We start from the raw sequence: 17,156 nt of genomic DNA, 5'->3' as shown, positions 1-17,156 counted from the left end.
TTACCGATTTTTAGTAAGGAGAATCTGTTTAGACAAAAGCACCTTGCCGTCGCCACTGACTTCAATGACAACCGGACCCGGTTCTTTTTTACGACATAGTTCGCGAGCAGTCATCACACCCATATGATGGCGAGACTTGCCCTGCAGCGTGTAGACCCACTGCTTGTCACTAACGGCCACTTCGTGGTCCCAAATCTTTTCACCCTTGTGGGCAATCGTACCTTCGTAGAAGGATGTCTTGAGCATCGAAAAGTCAAAGCTCTTTCCGTAACGGAACTGCACTATCAGCGGGTCTCTCATTTCGAACTCGCTCATGGTATCGGCCACGACATCGAGGGCCGGGTTCCATTCCCTGCCGCAAACGATTGCGGTTTCTTCGACCGAACACCCAGCAAACAGGCATGCGGTCACTATCGCAAACAACCATTTTTTCATACTCGCCTCCATTGCTTACCGAATAAACTAGAAAAAACTCTTTTTTTCGGCTATCGCGAAAGGATGAACATCATCTCCAAATGGGGCGTCTGGGGATAAAAGGCGAATCCTTCCGCCTTTTTGAGGCTAAACCCCGCCTGCGCAAATTTTGCATAGTCACGGGCAAGGGTCACCGGATCGCAAGAAACATAGATCAGTCTGTTAACAGAACTTTTCACAATGGCGTCAAGAGCTTCTACGGGGAGGCCGGTACGGGGCGGGTCCACAATCAAGGTTGCGGGTACATCCACCACGTTTTTCACAAGCCATTCTTCGGCAGGCGCCGAGACATTATCGGCCCCGTTTAAATTCACCTTGGCATGTTTAAGGCAACCTTCTTCGCGTTCCACCGTCGTAATCTTCTTGAACTTGTCCTTCAGTATCGCTGCAAAGAATCCGACTCCGCTGAACAAGTCTATCAGCCAAACATCGCTAGCTTCGCCGCTTGCAATGCCCGCATCAACAGCTTCTTGCACCGACTGTACAAGCTCCGGCAAAAGGGATAAGTTGCTCTGGAAAAATACCGAAGCATCTGAACGGATTTGCGAACCTGCTATTTCTACAACGCTGATGGCACTCTTTTCAAAGTCTTGCGCAGGCATGCCCTTATAGAAATAGCTGATGTCACCCTTGCCGTTATCAAAGAGATTCACATCTAGTTCAAAATTCCTAGGCGGTCGCTTAGATACCTTCATCGATTCTTCGAAAATCTTCGACGCATTTTCTTTCAGGAATGCATTGAGCGCAGGCGTTAGCACCGGGCAGTTTGCAAACGGAATCATTCCGTTGCTTTTTTGCATACGGAAACCGTAAACAATCTTGCCGTCTTTTTTAGAGGCAATCACCACACGGGCGCGATTTCTATAGCCCCACGCAGGGCCGACATGAATCTTGAAATCATCAGGCAAGTCCGCATGAGCCAACCGTCTAAAATTTTCACGTTCAACCTGTTCCAAATAAGACGCCTGTTTTTCGCTTGCCAAATGTTGCAGGCTACAGCCGCCGCACTTACCAAATAAAGGGCACTTCGGTTCCGCGCGGTCGGTACATTTTTCAAGCACTTTAACAACCCGACCCCGCGTAAAATCCTTCTTGTTCTGCAAAAGTTCAACTTTACACAATTCGCCCGGCAGCCCCCCCTGCACAAAGCATACGCGACCATCTGGCAGGCGGGCCATTCCTTCGCCGCCCTGTACCATTTTTTCTATGCGGAGCTCATAAATCACATTACAAATATAGCAACGAGATGTGGATTATGGAATGTGATTAGTTTTCACCCGTAACCACTTTCTACCTCGCGCCCCCTACCTACTTTTCTTCAAAAGGTCTAGATTTATAGAAAACAAACAAGGATGTTATTATGGAGTTCAGAAAAATTCTTTCCCCCGTTCTTGCGATAACTGCTCTTGGTACGAGCAGCCTGTTCGCAGCAACAGCCTACATGAACCAGGTCGGTTTCTTGACCAAGGGTCAAAAGCAGATGGCCGTTATCGGCGCCGAAGGTAAAGAAATCGTCTTCAAGTCCGAAAGTGGCGAAGAAATCCTTAAGGTCACCGCCCCCGAGGCCCAAGTCTGGATTCCCGCAGGCGACACCGCCGCATCCTTGGTTGATTTCTCTGAAATCCAAGCCGCAGGCAAGTACCAAGCCTATCTCGATGACGAACCTATCGGTCACCCCATCACCATTGGTGATAACGCCCTCGAAGATGCTGGCAAAGCCTCTATCAAGTTCTTCTATTTCCAGCGAGCCTCTACCGCCCTCGAAGAAGAATATGCGGGTATTTATGCCCGCGCCGCCGGCCACCCGGATACAGCGGTAAAATACCATGCCTCTACTGGCAAGACTGATCTCAATGCCACCTTTAACGGTTCGAAGGGCTGGTACGATGCTGGCGACTACGGCAAGTACATCGTGAACTCCGGCATTTCTACCTACACTTTGCTGCAGCTTTACCAGCAGAACAAGGCCTACTACGATACTCTGAACCTGAACATTCCCGAAAGCAAGAACAATGTTCCGGACCTGTTGGATGAAATCCGCTGGAATTTGGACTGGATGCTTACCATGCAAGATGACGATGGCGGCGTCTTCCACAAGCTCACCACCAAGCAGTTTGCCGGCACCATCATGCCCGCCAAGGCAACCGCCCAGCGCTACGCTATCGGTAAAGCTGTAGAAGCTACTTGGGACTTTGCAGCAGTCGTTACGCTTGCTTCCGAAATTTACAAGCCCTACGATCCTGAATTTGCAGAAAAATGCATTATTGCAGCCCAAAAGGCTCACAACTGGGCAATCGCTCACCCCTATGAAGTTTACGAACAGCCCAAAGATGTCGGCACAGGTTCTTATACAGGAGCTACCGACTGGGCATCCAAACTTTGGACTCTCATCGAAATGTACCGCGTCAGTGGCGACACCACTGTTGTAGCCGCCATCAAGAAGCTCCCCATCAATAACAAGAAGGCCAAGCTCCAAAGCTGGCAGAACAACTACATGTTGGGAATTTTCTCCATCGCTATGAGCCCCGACGCCTTCGAGCCCGAAATGGTGGATTCTGCAAACGCCATCATCATTAACATGGCCGACAATTTCATCAAGTCCCTCGACAACAACGGCTACGGTATCGCTCTCGATAAAGACGACTTCTACTGGGGATCCAACGGCGTTGCCGCCAACAAGGGCATGGTTCTGATTCACGCCTACATTCTGACCAAAGAAGAAAAGTACATGAACGCAGCCCAGAGCATTGTGGACTACATCTTGGGTCGCAACCCCATTGACAAATCATACCTCACCGGCTACGGTGTCAACCCGGTCATGAATCCGCATCACCGCGTAAGCCAGGCTGACAGCATCGAAGCCCCTGTTCCGGGAATGGTTGCCGGTGGCGCCAACGCTTCGGCTACGGATTGCGCCAAGCAATACAACAATGCAAATGCTGTTGCCAAGTCCTATTATGACAATTCCTGCAGCTACGCAACCAACGAAGTGGCCATCAACTGGAACGCCCCCTTTGCCTACATTATCGGAAGCTTGCAAGCTATCGCAACAACCGGTACCACTTACGACGTCAAGACACCGGTCAACGCCAAGTACGAACTTACTACGATTCCGGCAGCCCGCAACCGCATCAAGTACGCCAAGCCTCAAGAAGGCAAGCGCCTCGTAATCCGCGGTCAAAAGGTCCAGCTCGAATACACCGACAAGAACGGAATCAAACGTTACTTCAGCATTGGCGGCAAGAAGGTCCGCTAACGGAAACAAGTTCCTCCCAATCCCACCCAATACAAAACAAATGCAGCATCATCCGATGCTGCATTTGTTATATCAAGTTCTTGATTGCATCTTGCAATTGCGCTTCGTCGCCCGAATTATCAATAAAGCGCAATTTCTTATTTGGAAAAAGCCGAGTCCATTCTTCTTCATTATCTTTGGCCGATTGTAATTCAATGCGGCGCTCCGCATCTTCTTCACTAAAGCCGCGATTTGCGATCAGGCGACTCTTGCGGACATCCCGAGCAGCGCACACCACCCAAATTTCATCCAGGTGCTTTACTAGCTCAGGGACATTTTCAAATAGGGCTGCCTCGACAAAAGCCGGATTCGCATGCAACAGGTACTGAGTCAGCGCCGGGTACACTAACACCTCCAGGCGCTTTCTTGCCGTCGGGTCGCTAAAGACCAAATCTGCCATACGGCTCCGGCTAATGCCCTTCTCCGTCAGCATCTCTTCGCCGAATTCGTTGGCAATGGCGGCGCGTAAAGATTCATTGTCTCGGTACAAGTGATGCACAGCCACATCCGCGTCAATCACGCGGATTTTACGGTCGCGCAAAATGCGACCGACCAGCGACTTTCCTGCACCAATTGTTCCTGTAATGCCTTTCATACCGATAAATTTAGTAGAAAGCTAGACTATTTTCCGAGAGCTATCAGACAAATACCTAGAATCACTCCCAGCAAGGCGACAAACTTCATCTTGCTCTTGCGTTCCTTGAAGAAAACAAGTCCTGCAAAGAAAGAGATCAGCACGCTGGAACGGCGGAACACCGTGATAATCGAAATAAGGGCATCTGGGTCGCTCACCGCCACAAAGTAGCAACGGTCCGCCACAATCAAAAGCACTGCCACTAAAAGCATCGACCAGCGGAATTTAAAGGGAGTCGTCTTGTGCCGCGTCGGGAACCAAGTAACGGCGCAAATCACGAACTGCCAAAGCATCATATAAATGCTAAACCACACCTGAACCGTAAGGGGGTCAAAGTTCATGCGCTGCAAAATAAACTTGTCGTACACGCCGCTACAGGCCGCCAAAAGCGTACCCAGCACCATGCAAATCACCCAGCCGTTGCTAAAGAAATGGCCCATTTCTTTACGGCCTGCAAGGCTTAAACCCACATAAGAGCAAATACAGATGGCTACACCTATCCACTGGAGCGCAAAGGGGCGCTCACCCATAAAAGTCACGGCAATAAAAATCGTAAATACGGGAGCAAGCGCGCGAATCGTGGTCGCGATGCTCAAAGGCAAATGGGCCAGAGCGTTATAAGTCAAAATCCAGCTGCCGCCCACAATGGCCGCCTTCCCGAACAAGTAAACATGGCTCTGCAAAGGCAAGGATTCGCAATGCCCTGTCAAAAGGAGCGGGCTCATAAAGAGGGCGTAAAAGGCGCTGCAAAAGAACAGTGTCACACGGACCGCATTGTCCTGCACCGACTTTTTCTTGGCAAGATCATAACACCCCAAAAAGAATGCCGAAAGTAAAGCTAAAACGAACCATGACATAGCGTGCAAAATTTAGAAAACCCTCTTGCCAAAGCGATATTTTAAACATATTTTTATCTTAACTTTAACAAAAGGATCCAATATGGGAATCAAAGGCAAAGCATCGTCCCTGCTCGAAGAATTCAAAGCCTTCGCGTTCAAGGGTAACATCGTCGATATGGCTATCGGTGTAATCATCGGTGGTGCATTCGGCAAAATCGTCACCTCCTTCGTTAACGACATCGTTATGCCGTGCGTTACCGCCATTATCGCCATGGGCGGCGGCAAGGATGCTGGCGAAGGTCTCAAGGCTCTCGCATTCACGACGGCCGAAGGCGTGACCATTCCTTACGGAAGCTTCATTGGTGGCATCATCGACTTCCTCATCGTCGCCATCGTGGTGTTCATCGTCATGAAGAAGTTCCTCGGCTTCATGCAGAACATGCGCAAGAAGGAAGAAGCCCCGGCCGCTCCTCCGGCACCTCCTGAACCGTCTGCCGAAGAAAAGCTACTCACCGAAATCCGTGACTTGCTGAAAAAATAATTGGCTGTTGGCAGAACTTAGAGCCTAGACTAATGAGACCCCGCTTAAAATGCGGGGCCTTTTTTTGCCCAAACGTCTATCCGCCTACAGCCAACTTCCTACCGCCTACTTCCTACTGTCTACTGCCTACTTCCGACTCTAATCTCCGCATCAGCCTTAAACGGCAATTCCTCTAGCTGCGGAGTCGCAATAATTACTTGGCAAGACTTTTCACGAATGAGTGTCGCCACCGCATCGCGACGGTCCACATCTAGTTCAGCAAAAATATCGTCAAGCAAAAGAATCGGTTTGCTCAGGTAGCGAGAAGCTACGTCTACCGCGGCAAATCGCATGGCAACTGCGGCACAACGGCACTGCCCCTGGGAACCCGCAGAACGCATTTCGCTTTCACCAATGCATAAGCCCAGATCATCTTTATGCGGCCCGGACAGCGTAATTCCCTGAATCTTTTCGGCAAATTCCAAGCCAGCAAGCTTGCGGCGGTAAGCTTCACGCAAGGCGTTTTCGTCCACAGAACCGTCTTCGGATTCTCCTGAATCCGATGCAATATAAAGTCCACTCCTGTCTGCCGCCATGGCAACCTTGTCGAGTTCGGATTCGTCCAGGAATTCCGCGCCATCGAGCGCATCCAGTTCCTTAAGGATAGAACTCTTGTAAGCGCAAGCAATTTCGTCGACCCCGCCCGAAAGTTTGCGGTAGTAGCCCGTAATGATCGAAGAAATCTCTTTGGAAAGTTCAATACGGGTCGCCCAAAGTTTTGCACCCAAATCCACCAGCTGTTCCGTAAGCACATGGAACAGTTCTTCGCCGCCGGTAGCGGCTCCATCGCGCTTGTATTGACGCAGCCACTGGTTACGCTGTTGCAGCACGCGGCGATAACGTTTTAGCACAGAGGCATTCGCCTGCGAACGGTAGCAAAGGATTTCATCGAGCCAGCGTCTGCGCACTTCGGGGGCGCCACGCAAAAGTTCAATATCCGAGGGTTGCATCACCACGGCAGGCATACGACCGAAAAAAGCCGTCGGCGATTTCAGGCTCACTCCATTCTCGCGGACATCGCTACTGCGACGTCCCACGCGAATTCCGCGATTAACACATTGACCGGAATCGTCAAAGCATCCTCGCAGAATCAGTTCATCGCCCTTCCAGGCGATCATCTCTTTCAGGTCCTTCGCCCTGAAAGAAAACCCCTGGGCAAGCAGGTGCACCGATTCCAGTATAGAAGTCTTTCCGCAGCCATTAGGACCATGAGCCACCGTAATGCCGGGCCCGAACTCAGTCTCAAACCCGGTAATGCTACGAACGCCATCTATAAAGATTTTTGAAATCACGGGATAGAGCCCCGCAGACCAAAGCTAAGAGGAGTCCAGATTCCCGCTTCCGTTTCGTAAATCAAGGCGTAGTTCACGTCGAAGGGATACTTCTTCTTGCCAATGCGAATCTGGAACTTGTAGCCTGCACCTACGGTCCAGTCCAAGTCATCCATACCCAGACGCAATGTACCATCGGGAATCACTTCGCATTCAAAGCCCACGCGCCCTGTCCACACGTGCAAATCGGGGTCAAAAGCCAACAAGGTGTCGGCAATCTGGTAATCGAGCGCTTCCATCCAGGCGTAAACAGGCATGCCCGCAATCCTGGAACGATACCCCACACCGATCTGCAACACCTTCGGACGCACGCCATCGGTACTTTCGACAGAGTTGTCGGTGCTTGTATTCTTGCTCCACTTTGCAGACAAATTTTCGCTGAAGCTCAAGTTACGGATAACCACAGAGGTAGACCACTTGTCATTCCACTGTCTAAGCCAACTCAAGTTGAGAGTCACCGGACTGCGGTAATCATCCACCAGTTCAATGCCCTCGTAATATTCCGAAATGTCCATATTATCGTAACTCATGGACAAAGAAATACCAAAAGCGTCTCGACGGGTGGCACGGTAAGCAAAGCCCAAGTACATCATGGTAAAGTAAGGCGTTGCCGTACCCATGGTTTCATCGTCTTCGTTAATAACGTCAAAGTTCAAGTCGCCACGGTAAAGCATGGCAAAACCCACGCCCATGCGCCTACCCACCTTGGTTTCAAGACCCAAGGAACCACCCATACGGTCCAGGTCGCGCTTTTCGGCATTCAAGTTGTACACAAAGTTTTCGCGGAAACCGAGAATGGCCGGGTTCCAGTAAGCCGCCGGCATCGATGCCGTATCCGCAGAACCCGTATTACCACGGCCCAATTCGCGTGTTCCTGCACCCATACGTTCCACAAAGCCGTCAAAGCCACCAAGCGTCGCTTTCTTGCCCGCAAACGCCGATGCCGTTAAAAGCAAAAGCATTATGCATATAAGACCAAGATTCTTTCGTCTAAACATCATTACTTGTGCCCTCCCAAGGTCATCACCTTGCCCCAGCCGATATGGCCGTGGTTATCCTTGACACGCACATAGTAAACGCCCATGGTGCAAGCCTTGCCGGCCTTGTCGCGACCGTCCCAGAAATCTTCCTTCGGGTTCGTGCTGCGCGAAGCATCGGCATCGCGATGAGCATCCTTAACAATGGTGCGAACTTTTCGCATGTCGTAACTAAACACGTCGATCGTAATCTTCGATTCCTTGCTTACCTTGTAAGAAACCAGCGACTGGTCACCAGCCGTAATCACTGACGGCACCATGCGAATGGATCCCAGGTTTCCACCTAGTTTGGCGCGGTTCAAGATGGTGCTCCAAGATTTACCCGAATCCGCCGAGACCGCAATGCCGTTGCCGTAAGTAGAAATGGCTAGGCCTTCCGTCTTGCTATCCAGCGGGAAGGAGCAAATAGAGGTAATAATCGCATCGCGGTCGGTGGCACCCGTAGCATAACCGTACAGCCACTGGTTCTTACCGTCTTCGTCCATATCCCAAGCGCGAACACCTGCTGAATCAAGTTTGAAATAGCCACTCACGCCACCACCCGGGCCAAGAACAGCCACATAGGCCACATTCGCGATAAAGGCTACGCCACTCACCGTGTAGTCGCCATCGTCATATACGTCCTTCTTCTGCTTTTTACCGGCCGTATCCAAGAAATCCACCTTCGCAAAATCCTTGGCGCCTTCACGCAACACCCACAGTGCACCCTTCATCGACTCCTTTTCCATACGCGAAGTCTCGGCAACAATCGTCAGCGGATCGCCACCCATCCAAAGTCCCGTAACGCGGGCATTGGTATCAAGCACCGTAGAAGCCTTGGACAGTTTGCCATCGACAGAACGCTTCCAAAGCCCCTTGGAAGTCGCAAGCCAGAGTTCACCGGTAGCAGGCTCTTGCTTTACGTCAAAGATACGAGGATTCATCTCGTTTTTCCACTTGTAATTTACCTTGGCCGTATCCAATGCACCCGTCTTCAAGTTCAATTGGAACGTTGACGCTTTAGGGCTACCCCCCGAAACATCGTAAAGTCCAAGGCCTGCAGCACCGCGGGCAAACCAGAGATGTTTCTTGGATGAATCAAAGGCAAAACCGCTAACGGCATAGTGCATCGCCGAATCTATATCCTGCAAAGCCTCAGGAGTGGCAATAGGCGTTTCAATCAAGTTGTCAATGCCGCGAACCGAGAAGAATCCGCTAGGCTGCAAAGAATTGCCATCATCGTCAAGACCGAACATGGGCAGCACATAGCCAAGCTTGCCCGCATAAATCGATGGCGTACGGCGATGCTCTGCAAGTACATCGCTAAAGATTCCCGCCTGTACGGCCGACATGGAATCGGACACCTGTTCCTGCTTGGATTCGGCTACCTGCACACCTGTCGCACCCACCTTCAAGTCCAACAAGGTCACGCCACTATAAAGGTCACCTCTTGAAAACACCCACAGGCTTCCTGCCTTCCCCGTCGAGTTCACGTTCAACGCATAGTTGCTGAACAATGTTTCTGCAGCAAAGGCTGGGAGTGCCGCCAGCGCAAGCCACACGCATTTTCTTAAAATCTGCTTCATAAATTACCGCATGTCAATTTCGTCAACGCCCTTGATAGGCTTATACTTGAAGTCTTCCGGCTTCCAGGACTTGACCACCGAAAGGTTCACGATATTGTACCAGGAACCGTTTCCGGTAGGATCGACCGTATAAAGACGCTTCGGAGAAAAATCCTTTTGCGAAAGCCACACTTCCATCTGGGTAAACTGCCCGGCATACTTGGACGGATCCAGTTTAAGCACCCACATTTTCTGCTTGTTGAATTCGCCTTCCGAAATTTCCTTCGCCTTGCAGTTCAGGTACTTGAACAAGAGTTCTGAAGGGTGTAGGGAACTAGACAAATCTTCCACCGACTTAATAAGCACTTGCTTCTGATCCACATTGTGCTGCCACAAGTCCTCGCCATCGCTGTAAAACTTGATGCCAGCCATATCCAATACAAAACGGTCCCCTTCAGCGACCAGGAGTTTTCCATTTTGAGAAGCGATGTCCGGGGAATCCGCATAAAAAACCTGCACCTTGAATTCAAGCTTCCAAGCTTTTCCCGACTTGAACCAAGCCTTGGATTTTTCCATAGCTTCGTCTGCCGAAATAGCGAAAGCACTCTGCAATGCCAACAGGGCATAAATTACAAACAGCCTAATAAAACTCATGCGTTTGAACATCAAGAGACCTCATGAATAGGAATATGGGCAAATTTACAAAAATCGCACGGTCTTGAATTGGCTTTTTCCTTCGGATATTTCTATCTTTGCACAAGAAATTTCAAATCATATTGGAAACTGATATGCGCAAATTGATCATGCCACTGGCAATTTCCTCTGCCGCCACATTGGCTCTCGCCGCCGACATTCAAGTCCACGGCGACGTGAACATGGACTACGCCAGCTATTTTGACAGCGATTTTGACCCGACCAACGCCGGCAACCAGGACATCGACCTTGCCCTGCACGCCCACCTCGACGAAAACATTTCCGTTATCGTCATGGGAACCACCCATAGCACTTTTGTAAACGAAAACGGCGACTTGGAAGAATCTGAAGTCCGTCACGGTCTCGCCCGTTCCACCGCCATGGGTTCGGATGGCCGCTACAACTCCTTTGATTTTGACGGCGTCCAGTTCCGCTGGGATGTGAGTCACCAGGTTACCCTTATTTTCGGTGACATGACCTACAGCGCCGGTACATTCAACTATTACTTCTGGCGCGACGCCTCCCGCTACGCCGTCATTACCCGCGAAGAAAGCCTCCGCGGTTTCGGTGCCGAAGTAGGTAACGAAAAGTACGGCAAGGGAGCCTTCTACTTGGGCGCCTCCGACGACACTGACCACACGGTTTCCATGTTCGCCACCTACGCCTTCCCGCTCCTGAACCACACCGACGAACACTTGATTATCAAGCCGAGCCTCGACTGGGTGTTCGGTTCTGACATCGGTCGCCCCTACACCTACGTTCTGGGGACCGAAGTGGACTACTCCAAGAGCTTCGAAAAGTTCAACTACGGTATCTACGCCGTTTGGGGACTCCACCCGTACAAGGGCAAGGGAACTCACTCCTTCTTGCTCGAACCCAGCATGAACTACGCCATTTTCAACCTGGGCGCCACGTTCTTCTACGCCATTACGGACAAGGATTATCCTGCTGACGAACAGCTCATGACCGACGACCAGATGCTGTTCGCCGTCGAACCCAGCTTCAACATTCATAAGAAGTACACCCTGGGTGTTTCTTATGAATACCACGATCCGGACCGCGAAGTACATAAAGACGACTTCCAGTTCCTGGGCATGAACCACTACCTCTACCCCACCATGAATACGGAAATCGTTATCTGGTACGGTTACAACTTCACCGACACCGACGAAACTCCGTTTGGCAAGGCAAGGTTTTCCCTCGGTTTGAGCGGCAAGGCTAGTTTCTAACAAGACCGCTCGGCTCTATCGCATAATAAAAAATGTGATATCGCCTCGCTCTCGCAATCGCCCTCGGTTAACACCCGAGGGCTTTTTGCTCACAGAAAACCGCTCGCGCCCAATCTAGACCGCTTGCGCCCAATCTTAAAAGTTTAAATAACCGTATAAAAGTCGGGCGACAAGCTCGGCTTTTTCTCACTAGCCGGGCCACTGAACTTTGTTCAGTGAACTAAGGCTCGTTCGCCCAAAACTAGCCTTCTTTTAAATTCCCCTTATATGTAAAAGACGGCTCGGTAAACCGAGCCGTCTTCAAATACGCCAAAGGATTTTACTACTGGCCCAAGTACTTACGGCCGATACCGAATTCATCCTTGTATTCGATGTAATCCGGAACAAAGTCCTTCGCATAAGAGAAGCTTACGTTCACAGAGCACTGGAATTCGTTCATCAACTTGCCCTTGCCCTTGAAGCTCTGCTTCTTCTTTTCGATCTTTTCCTGACCCTTCTTGCCTACGAGGACTTCAGCTTCGCACCAGCCGCTGTTACCCTTGGCAAAGACTTCCTTGCCGTCGGTAGAGACGAGCTTGATCTTGCTCGGGTCGAGTTCAGTGTTGTTACCCGTAGAAGCCCAGAACTGGAGTTCAGCAGAAAGAGAACCCGGAGCCATCTTGAGGGTCGGCATAGCCATGACATAGCCCCACTTGTCCACGCGGCGGCTGACCGGTTCACCGATCTGTTCACCGAAGATCAAGAAGTAACCGCGAGTACCCTTACGGCTCTTGTTCAAAGCAGCCTTCACGTCGGCATTTTCCGGTGCCATTTCGGCAATCTTCATAATCTGGTATTCGCTCACCACCGGGTCAGATTCGCCCACGGCTTCGGAGAGGTTCTTGGCAACGTAAGCGTTTTCAGCTTCGGTGCGGATAGCCTTCACGGCAGCTTCACCAGCACCCTTGGCCTTTGCAGTCACCAAAGCGGTGTCAATCTTTGCGAAAGCGTTCACGATGGTACCGTAATCCATGCCTTCCTGGGAAGCCTGCATCTTACCGATGTTGGCAAGCGTCGTCACATATTCCTGGACAACATCTGCATTCTGGACTTCAGCCATGTTCACGGAAGCCTTGTCGAAGTAACCATTGATAAGGTCGCTGTTCAGGTCCTTCTTGGCTTCAGTTTCGGCGGCACGAACCAGGGCGAGCGTGAAGTTATCATAGAATTCATCGGACATGCTACCCTTCTTCTTAGCCTCAAGGTAAGAATTGATAGCGTTGCGATAACGACCTTCCTTAAGGTGTTCGTCACCGCGCTTTTCGTTAGTACCCTTACAGCCGACCATCGTGAATGCGACGGCGGCAGCCAGAGAGGCAATAAAGAGTTTTTTCATTTGATTTTCCTTCAACTGAGTGATTTTGTTTTGTAATAATACCTTTTTTCCTAGGAATTTAATTCCGAGGATTATTCTTTCTAAAAATAATTAAATAAATTTATGTTATACTTTATCTATAGGTAAATTTTTATTTGGAGTATTGAGCAGGAATGAACATCCTTGTCGTAAGCCCCGAGGCCGGAAACTGGCGAAAAACCAGCCCTCTGGCAACTGCGGTTAACCGCATGACCGACGCTTTTGCAAGCGCCGGAACTACGGTTCTTACCTGTTCTCCGTTCTTCAGGAACCTCATGGTTGACGTAGACAGCTACAGCTGCGTTTACAGCGGCGTCGAAAAGCTGCAGGGCAAGCCCTACGAAATCTGGGTTTCCGAAAAGGACCCCCTCCACACCTATATCTACAATGAAGAATACTTCGGCAGGCCCTATGTTTATGGGCCTCCCCAGAGCGCTCCGTATTCGGACAACCATATCCGGTTCGCATTCCTTGCATCGGCCGCTCTAGCCTATGCCGAAGAGACAAAATTTGAATGCAACGCCATTCTTGGCCACGAATGGGGCGGCGCCCTCGCCGGCGCCCTCGCAAAGACCACCTACCAGGCCTTCGCAAGCAAGATTCCGTTCTTCTTTACCGTCCACAACATCACCTACGACTTCCATATTCCTTCCAGCGAAATCGAAAAGATCGGTCTTCCCCGCAAGGATTACAATATGGACGGCTACGAGTTCTGGGGTAAAGTCAGCCTGCTCAAGGTGGGAATTCTGTACGCCACCAAGGTGCTGTTCCCCTCGCCCGGCTACCGCGACGCCATGCTGAACACCAACCTGCCCGGTGGCATCAGCGGATTCTTGAACAGGAACGCCGACAAGCTCATCGGCGTACAATTCGGCGTCAGCTACCAAGTCTGGGACTTCAACAAGGACAACCTCCCCATCAAGGAAGCCAAGGCAAAAGCCCGCGCACAGTTGCAATCTCAGCTGGGCGTAGACTTCGACGGCAAGTTGGTTCTTTACGTGCACCTGGACGAAGAAGCGGGCAACACCTCTGAAACCTTGGCCACCATCCTTTCGGACATCGCGCGTCTTGACATATTCATTATCGTAGGCATTTCGTCCAGAAACGGAGAATGGACCTACTACCAGGATTTCGCCAAGCAGTATCCAGACACCATGTACGTCCAGGATTTGGATTCTGAACTGCAAGACAGCACCATACAACTGCGCGACACCCTCGCCGGCTCCGACGCCCTCTTCGCAGCGAACCTCCGCGAGCCTTCGTCTTCGATTATCCTTAAAGCCATGGCTGCAGGAACGCTCCCCGTTACCGGGCGCACCGTAGGCGTATCTACGATGCTCACCCACTATTCCCTGGAAACCGCCGGCGAAGCAAACGCATTCTTGGCAGACGACGCCAACGCGCCACACCAAATGCTGCGTTGTGTAAAAGACGCCGTAAACGTCTACAAGACCGAAGTGGCCGACTGGGACAAGTGCGTCGTAAACGCATACAGCGGATTCCATTACGAATGGTGCAGGACTATCTCCAAATACCTGCTCATTTTCGGCGAATTGGGACTTTAGGTCTCTTTTGGCAAGCTTCGGTTACACTCTTTTACTCGTTCTAACCGCCGCCATCTGGGGGTCGGGCTTTGTAGCCCAAATTGAGGGCAACGCCTTCGGGCCGTTCACCTTTTCGTGCATACGCTGCTTTATCGCGGCAGGCTTTTTGGCCCTGACTTTCAAGATTCTTGACATTTTCGGCAAAAGTCCGCGCAGGCCACACAACCGCGAAGAGCGGATTCTACACTGGAAAGCCGGATTCTTTTGCGGGCTCGCCTTATGCACGGCCATGAACTTGCAACAGCTGGGAATGTATCTCGGCACCTCCGCCGGAAAGTCCGGATTCCTCACAGCATGCTACATCGTACTTGTGCCCGTTGTAAGATTAATCCTCGGTCATCGCATTTCGGCAAAGACGTGGGCTTGCGTCGTCATCACGACCTTCGGGCTTTACCTGCTCTGCATCAAGGACGGTTTTTCGCTGGAACTTTCGGATGGTGTTTCGCTGCTGTGCGCTCTCGCCTTTTCAATCCATATTTTGGTCATCGACAAGTTCGTGAACAAAGTCGACCCGATTCGAGTTTCGGCGATTCAGTTCCTCACTATCGGCGTTTTGACGGCACCGCTCATGATTGTTTTCGACATGAAATTCCCTGTTATGGACTTTAGCACGATTGCTGCCGCGCTTGTCAATCCAAGAGCAGTTGCGGGCCTCTGCTTTGCCGCCTTCTGCTCTAGCGGAATCGCCTACACGCTACAGATTGTTGCTCAAGACAAAGTAACCCCCACCATCGCCTCGCTTACGATGAGTCTAGAATCGGTATTCGCCGTATTTGCGGGCTGGGCAGTTCTAGGGGAACAACTTTCAGCCCGCGAAATCTGCGGTTGCGCCATCATGATGGTCGCCATCGTTTTCGCACAACTTAGGCGCTAGCTTTCTTTTTTGCAGGCTTTTTAGGGGCAAGTAATTTCTTGAGCGAGAACTTTTTCTTGCGGCCAGATCCACGGCGCTTTTTCACAAACAACAAACCGCCCACAACCAGCACGACACCCACAAAAAGCGAGAGCAACGCACTGCGAGTGAACCCTGCGATAATATAGCTGACAAAACTTATCGACGCCACGCACAAGGCGTAAGGCAGCTGCGTTTTCACATGGCTCACATGGTTACATTCAGCGCCTGCGCTTGCCATGATTGTCGTATCCGAAATGGGTGAAATATGGTCACCGCAAACGGCACCCGCCATGCAAGCGGAAATCGAAATAATCATGAGACCAGGATCAACGCTAGAGAACGCGGCCACCACAATCGGAATCAAGATGCCAAACGTACCCCACGAAGTTCCTGTCGAAAAAGCAAGACCGATTGCCACCAAAAAGATGATAGCCGGCATAAAGTTCATTAAAGTTACAGCACTTCCCGAAACGATTCCCGCCACATAGTCCTTTGCGCCAAGCGTATCGGTAACGCCCTTCAGACTCCAGGCAAGCACAAGGATAATGATTGCAGGGACCATCGCCTTGAAACCTTCAGGCAAACATTCCAGGCACTTGTTGATTTTCAAAACCCGGCGACCCATGTACCAAACCACGGTCAGAAAGAATGCACCAAAGCTGCCAAGCACAAGTCCCACCGAAGCATCGCTTGCGCCAAAGGCTTCGACAAAACCCTTGTGAGCCTCTCCACTCGAAAAGAAGCCTCCCGTATAAACCAAGCCCGCCACGCAGAAGATGATCAGCACCACTATCGGGAAAATCAAATCGAGAACCGTTCCACGGGCTTGCTCGACATTCATTTCATCCATCTTGGCCGTAATTATGTCTGCAGCCGATTCGCTCCTTCTCATCGGCCCAAAATCGACCTTCAAAAGAACAAGGGCAAAAAGTGCCACAATCGTCAGTAAAGCATAGAAATTGAACGGAATCGCTTTCACAAAAAGACCAAGACCATCTTCGCCTTCGACAAAGCCCGTTACCGCAGCCGCCCAGGAACTCACCGGTGCGATAATACAAATCGGAGCCGCAGTTGCATCGATCAAGTAGGAGAGTTTTTCATGGCTGATCTTAAATTTATCCGTAACCGGACGCATCACGCTGCCCACCGTAAGGCAGTTGAAATAATCGTCCACAAAAATCAAGATACCAAGAACTATCGTCGCTATTTGCGCACCAACTTTAGTTTTGATATGTAACTTCGCCCAGTTTCCAAACGCCGCCGCAGCCCCCGACTTATTCATGAGGGCAACCATTGCGCCAAGCATCACCAAGAAAAACAGAATACCCACATTCCACGGGTCCGACACCTGTTTGACCATTCCGTTCTTGAATACCGCATCCAAAAATCCGGGAAAACTCCCCTGACTAATGAAAAGCCCCCCGATAAGGACGCCGATAAACAACGACGAATAGGCTTCTTTGGTAATGAGGGCTAGGACGATCGCCACAATAGAGGGGACTAACGCCCAAAAAGTGCCATGAAAAAAGGACAACGCTTCTACAGCTTGCTGTTCCATAATCTGATTCCTTGCTGAACATCGTAATTATAGTAAATCCTAAAAAAACA

At 50.7% G+C, this 17,156-nt stretch carries 15 protein-coding genes; 5 read left to right on the top strand and 10 right to left on the bottom strand.

Going from position 1 to position 17,156, the window contains the following annotated elements; genetic code table 11:
- Together B9Y58_RS00445 and B9Y58_RS00440 are read right to left on the bottom strand one after the other, a co-directional pair.
- Entirely contained in the window at positions 1-435 is a 435-nt protein-coding gene (locus B9Y58_RS00445; RefSeq protein WP_233247782.1) for a hypothetical protein, read from the bottom strand.
- 50 nt (positions 436-485) lie between these two features.
- Positions 486-1,700, bottom strand: a complete 1,215-nt coding sequence (locus tag B9Y58_RS00440; protein WP_233247781.1) for a class I SAM-dependent RNA methyltransferase — start codon at positions 1,698-1,700, stop codon at positions 486-488.
- A gap of 134 nt (positions 1,701-1,834) precedes the next feature.
- Here B9Y58_RS00440 and B9Y58_RS00435 point away from each other — a divergent pair, with 134 nt between their 5' ends.
- Positions 1,835-3,730, top strand: a complete 1,896-nt coding sequence (locus B9Y58_RS00435) for a glycoside hydrolase family 9 protein (protein WP_073053336.1) — start codon at positions 1,835-1,837, stop codon at positions 3,728-3,730.
- 67 nt (positions 3,731-3,797) lie between these two features.
- Here the strand turns inward: B9Y58_RS00435 and coaE are convergent, their stop codons facing one another.
- Together coaE and B9Y58_RS00425 are read right to left on the bottom strand one after the other, a co-directional pair.
- Positions 3,798-4,364, bottom strand: a complete 567-nt coding sequence (coaE, locus tag B9Y58_RS00430) for a dephospho-CoA kinase (RefSeq protein ID WP_073053334.1) — start codon at positions 4,362-4,364, stop codon at positions 3,798-3,800.
- 26 nt (positions 4,365-4,390) lie between these two features.
- Complete coding sequence (locus B9Y58_RS00425) at positions 4,391-5,260, bottom strand: DMT family transporter (RefSeq protein WP_073053332.1); 870 nt, start codon at positions 5,258-5,260, stop codon at positions 4,391-4,393.
- 82 nt (positions 5,261-5,342) lie between these two features.
- Between B9Y58_RS00425 and mscL the strand changes: the two genes are divergently transcribed.
- Positions 5,343-5,783, top strand: a complete 441-nt coding sequence (gene mscL / locus B9Y58_RS00420; RefSeq protein WP_073053331.1) for a large-conductance mechanosensitive channel protein MscL — start codon at positions 5,343-5,345, stop codon at positions 5,781-5,783.
- A gap of 119 nt (positions 5,784-5,902) precedes the next feature.
- Here the strand turns inward: mscL and B9Y58_RS00415 are convergent, their stop codons facing one another.
- The 4 genes from B9Y58_RS00415 to B9Y58_RS00400 are packed head-to-tail and all read right to left on the bottom strand — an operon-like array spanning position 5,903 to position 10,400.
- Positions 5,903-7,114 (bottom strand): DNA replication/repair protein RecF, encoded by a 1,212-nt coding sequence (locus B9Y58_RS00415; RefSeq protein ID WP_073053329.1) that lies wholly within the window; start codon positions 7,112-7,114, stop codon positions 5,903-5,905.
- Positions 7,111-8,115 carry a PorV/PorQ family protein gene (locus B9Y58_RS00410; RefSeq protein WP_233247780.1) on the bottom strand — a complete coding sequence of 335 codons (1,005 nt, stop codon included), beginning with the start codon at positions 8,113-8,115 and terminating at the stop codon, positions 7,111-7,113. Before B9Y58_RS00410 ends, B9Y58_RS00415 begins: the two co-directional genes overlap by 4 nt.
- A gap of 38 nt (positions 8,116-8,153) precedes the next feature.
- Positions 8,154-9,755 (bottom strand): hypothetical protein, encoded by a 1,602-nt coding sequence (locus tag B9Y58_RS00405; RefSeq protein ID WP_073053327.1) that lies wholly within the window; start codon positions 9,753-9,755, stop codon positions 8,154-8,156.
- A gap of 3 nt (positions 9,756-9,758) precedes the next feature.
- The gene (locus tag B9Y58_RS00400) at positions 9,759-10,400 is read right to left on the bottom strand and encodes a LolA family protein (protein ID WP_233247843.1); all 642 of its coding nucleotides are present in this window, start codon (positions 10,398-10,400) and stop codon (positions 9,759-9,761) included.
- Positions 10,401-10,522: 122 nt separating this feature from the next.
- Here B9Y58_RS00400 and B9Y58_RS00395 point away from each other — a divergent pair, with 122 nt between their 5' ends.
- Complete coding sequence (locus B9Y58_RS00395) at positions 10,523-11,656, top strand: hypothetical protein (protein ID WP_073054665.1); 1,134 nt, start codon at positions 10,523-10,525, stop codon at positions 11,654-11,656.
- Between the two features lie 322 nt (positions 11,657-11,978).
- Here the strand turns inward: B9Y58_RS00395 and B9Y58_RS00390 are convergent, their stop codons facing one another.
- Complete coding sequence (locus B9Y58_RS00390) at positions 11,979-13,031, bottom strand: hypothetical protein (RefSeq protein ID WP_073054663.1); 1,053 nt, start codon at positions 13,029-13,031, stop codon at positions 11,979-11,981.
- A gap of 152 nt (positions 13,032-13,183) precedes the next feature.
- On the opposite strand from B9Y58_RS00390, the gene B9Y58_RS00385 reads away from it, so the two are divergent.
- Positions 13,184-14,614 (top strand): glycogen synthase, encoded by a 1,431-nt coding sequence (locus tag B9Y58_RS00385; protein ID WP_073053317.1) that lies wholly within the window; start codon positions 13,184-13,186, stop codon positions 14,612-14,614.
- Positions 14,615-14,621: 7 nt separating this feature from the next.
- The gene (locus B9Y58_RS00380) at positions 14,622-15,527 is read left to right on the top strand and encodes a DMT family transporter (protein ID WP_073053315.1); all 906 of its coding nucleotides are present in this window, start codon (positions 14,622-14,624) and stop codon (positions 15,525-15,527) included.
- Here the strand turns inward: B9Y58_RS00380 and B9Y58_RS00375 are convergent.
- Positions 15,517-17,106 carry a Na+/H+ antiporter NhaC family protein gene (locus B9Y58_RS00375; protein WP_083532157.1) on the bottom strand — a complete coding sequence of 530 codons (1,590 nt, stop codon included), beginning with the start codon at positions 17,104-17,106 and terminating at the stop codon, positions 15,517-15,519. The genes B9Y58_RS00380 and B9Y58_RS00375 overlap by 11 nt on opposite strands.
- Positions 17,107-17,156 lie beyond the last annotated feature (50 nt).

Origin of the sequence: Fibrobacter sp. UWB15, from assembly GCF_900177705.1 — a bacterium.
Classification (GTDB): Bacteria; Fibrobacterota; Fibrobacteria; order Fibrobacterales; family Fibrobacteraceae; genus Fibrobacter.
The sequence above is the reverse complement of the archived record's forward strand: the minus strand, read 5'-3'. Positions and strand labels throughout refer to the sequence as shown.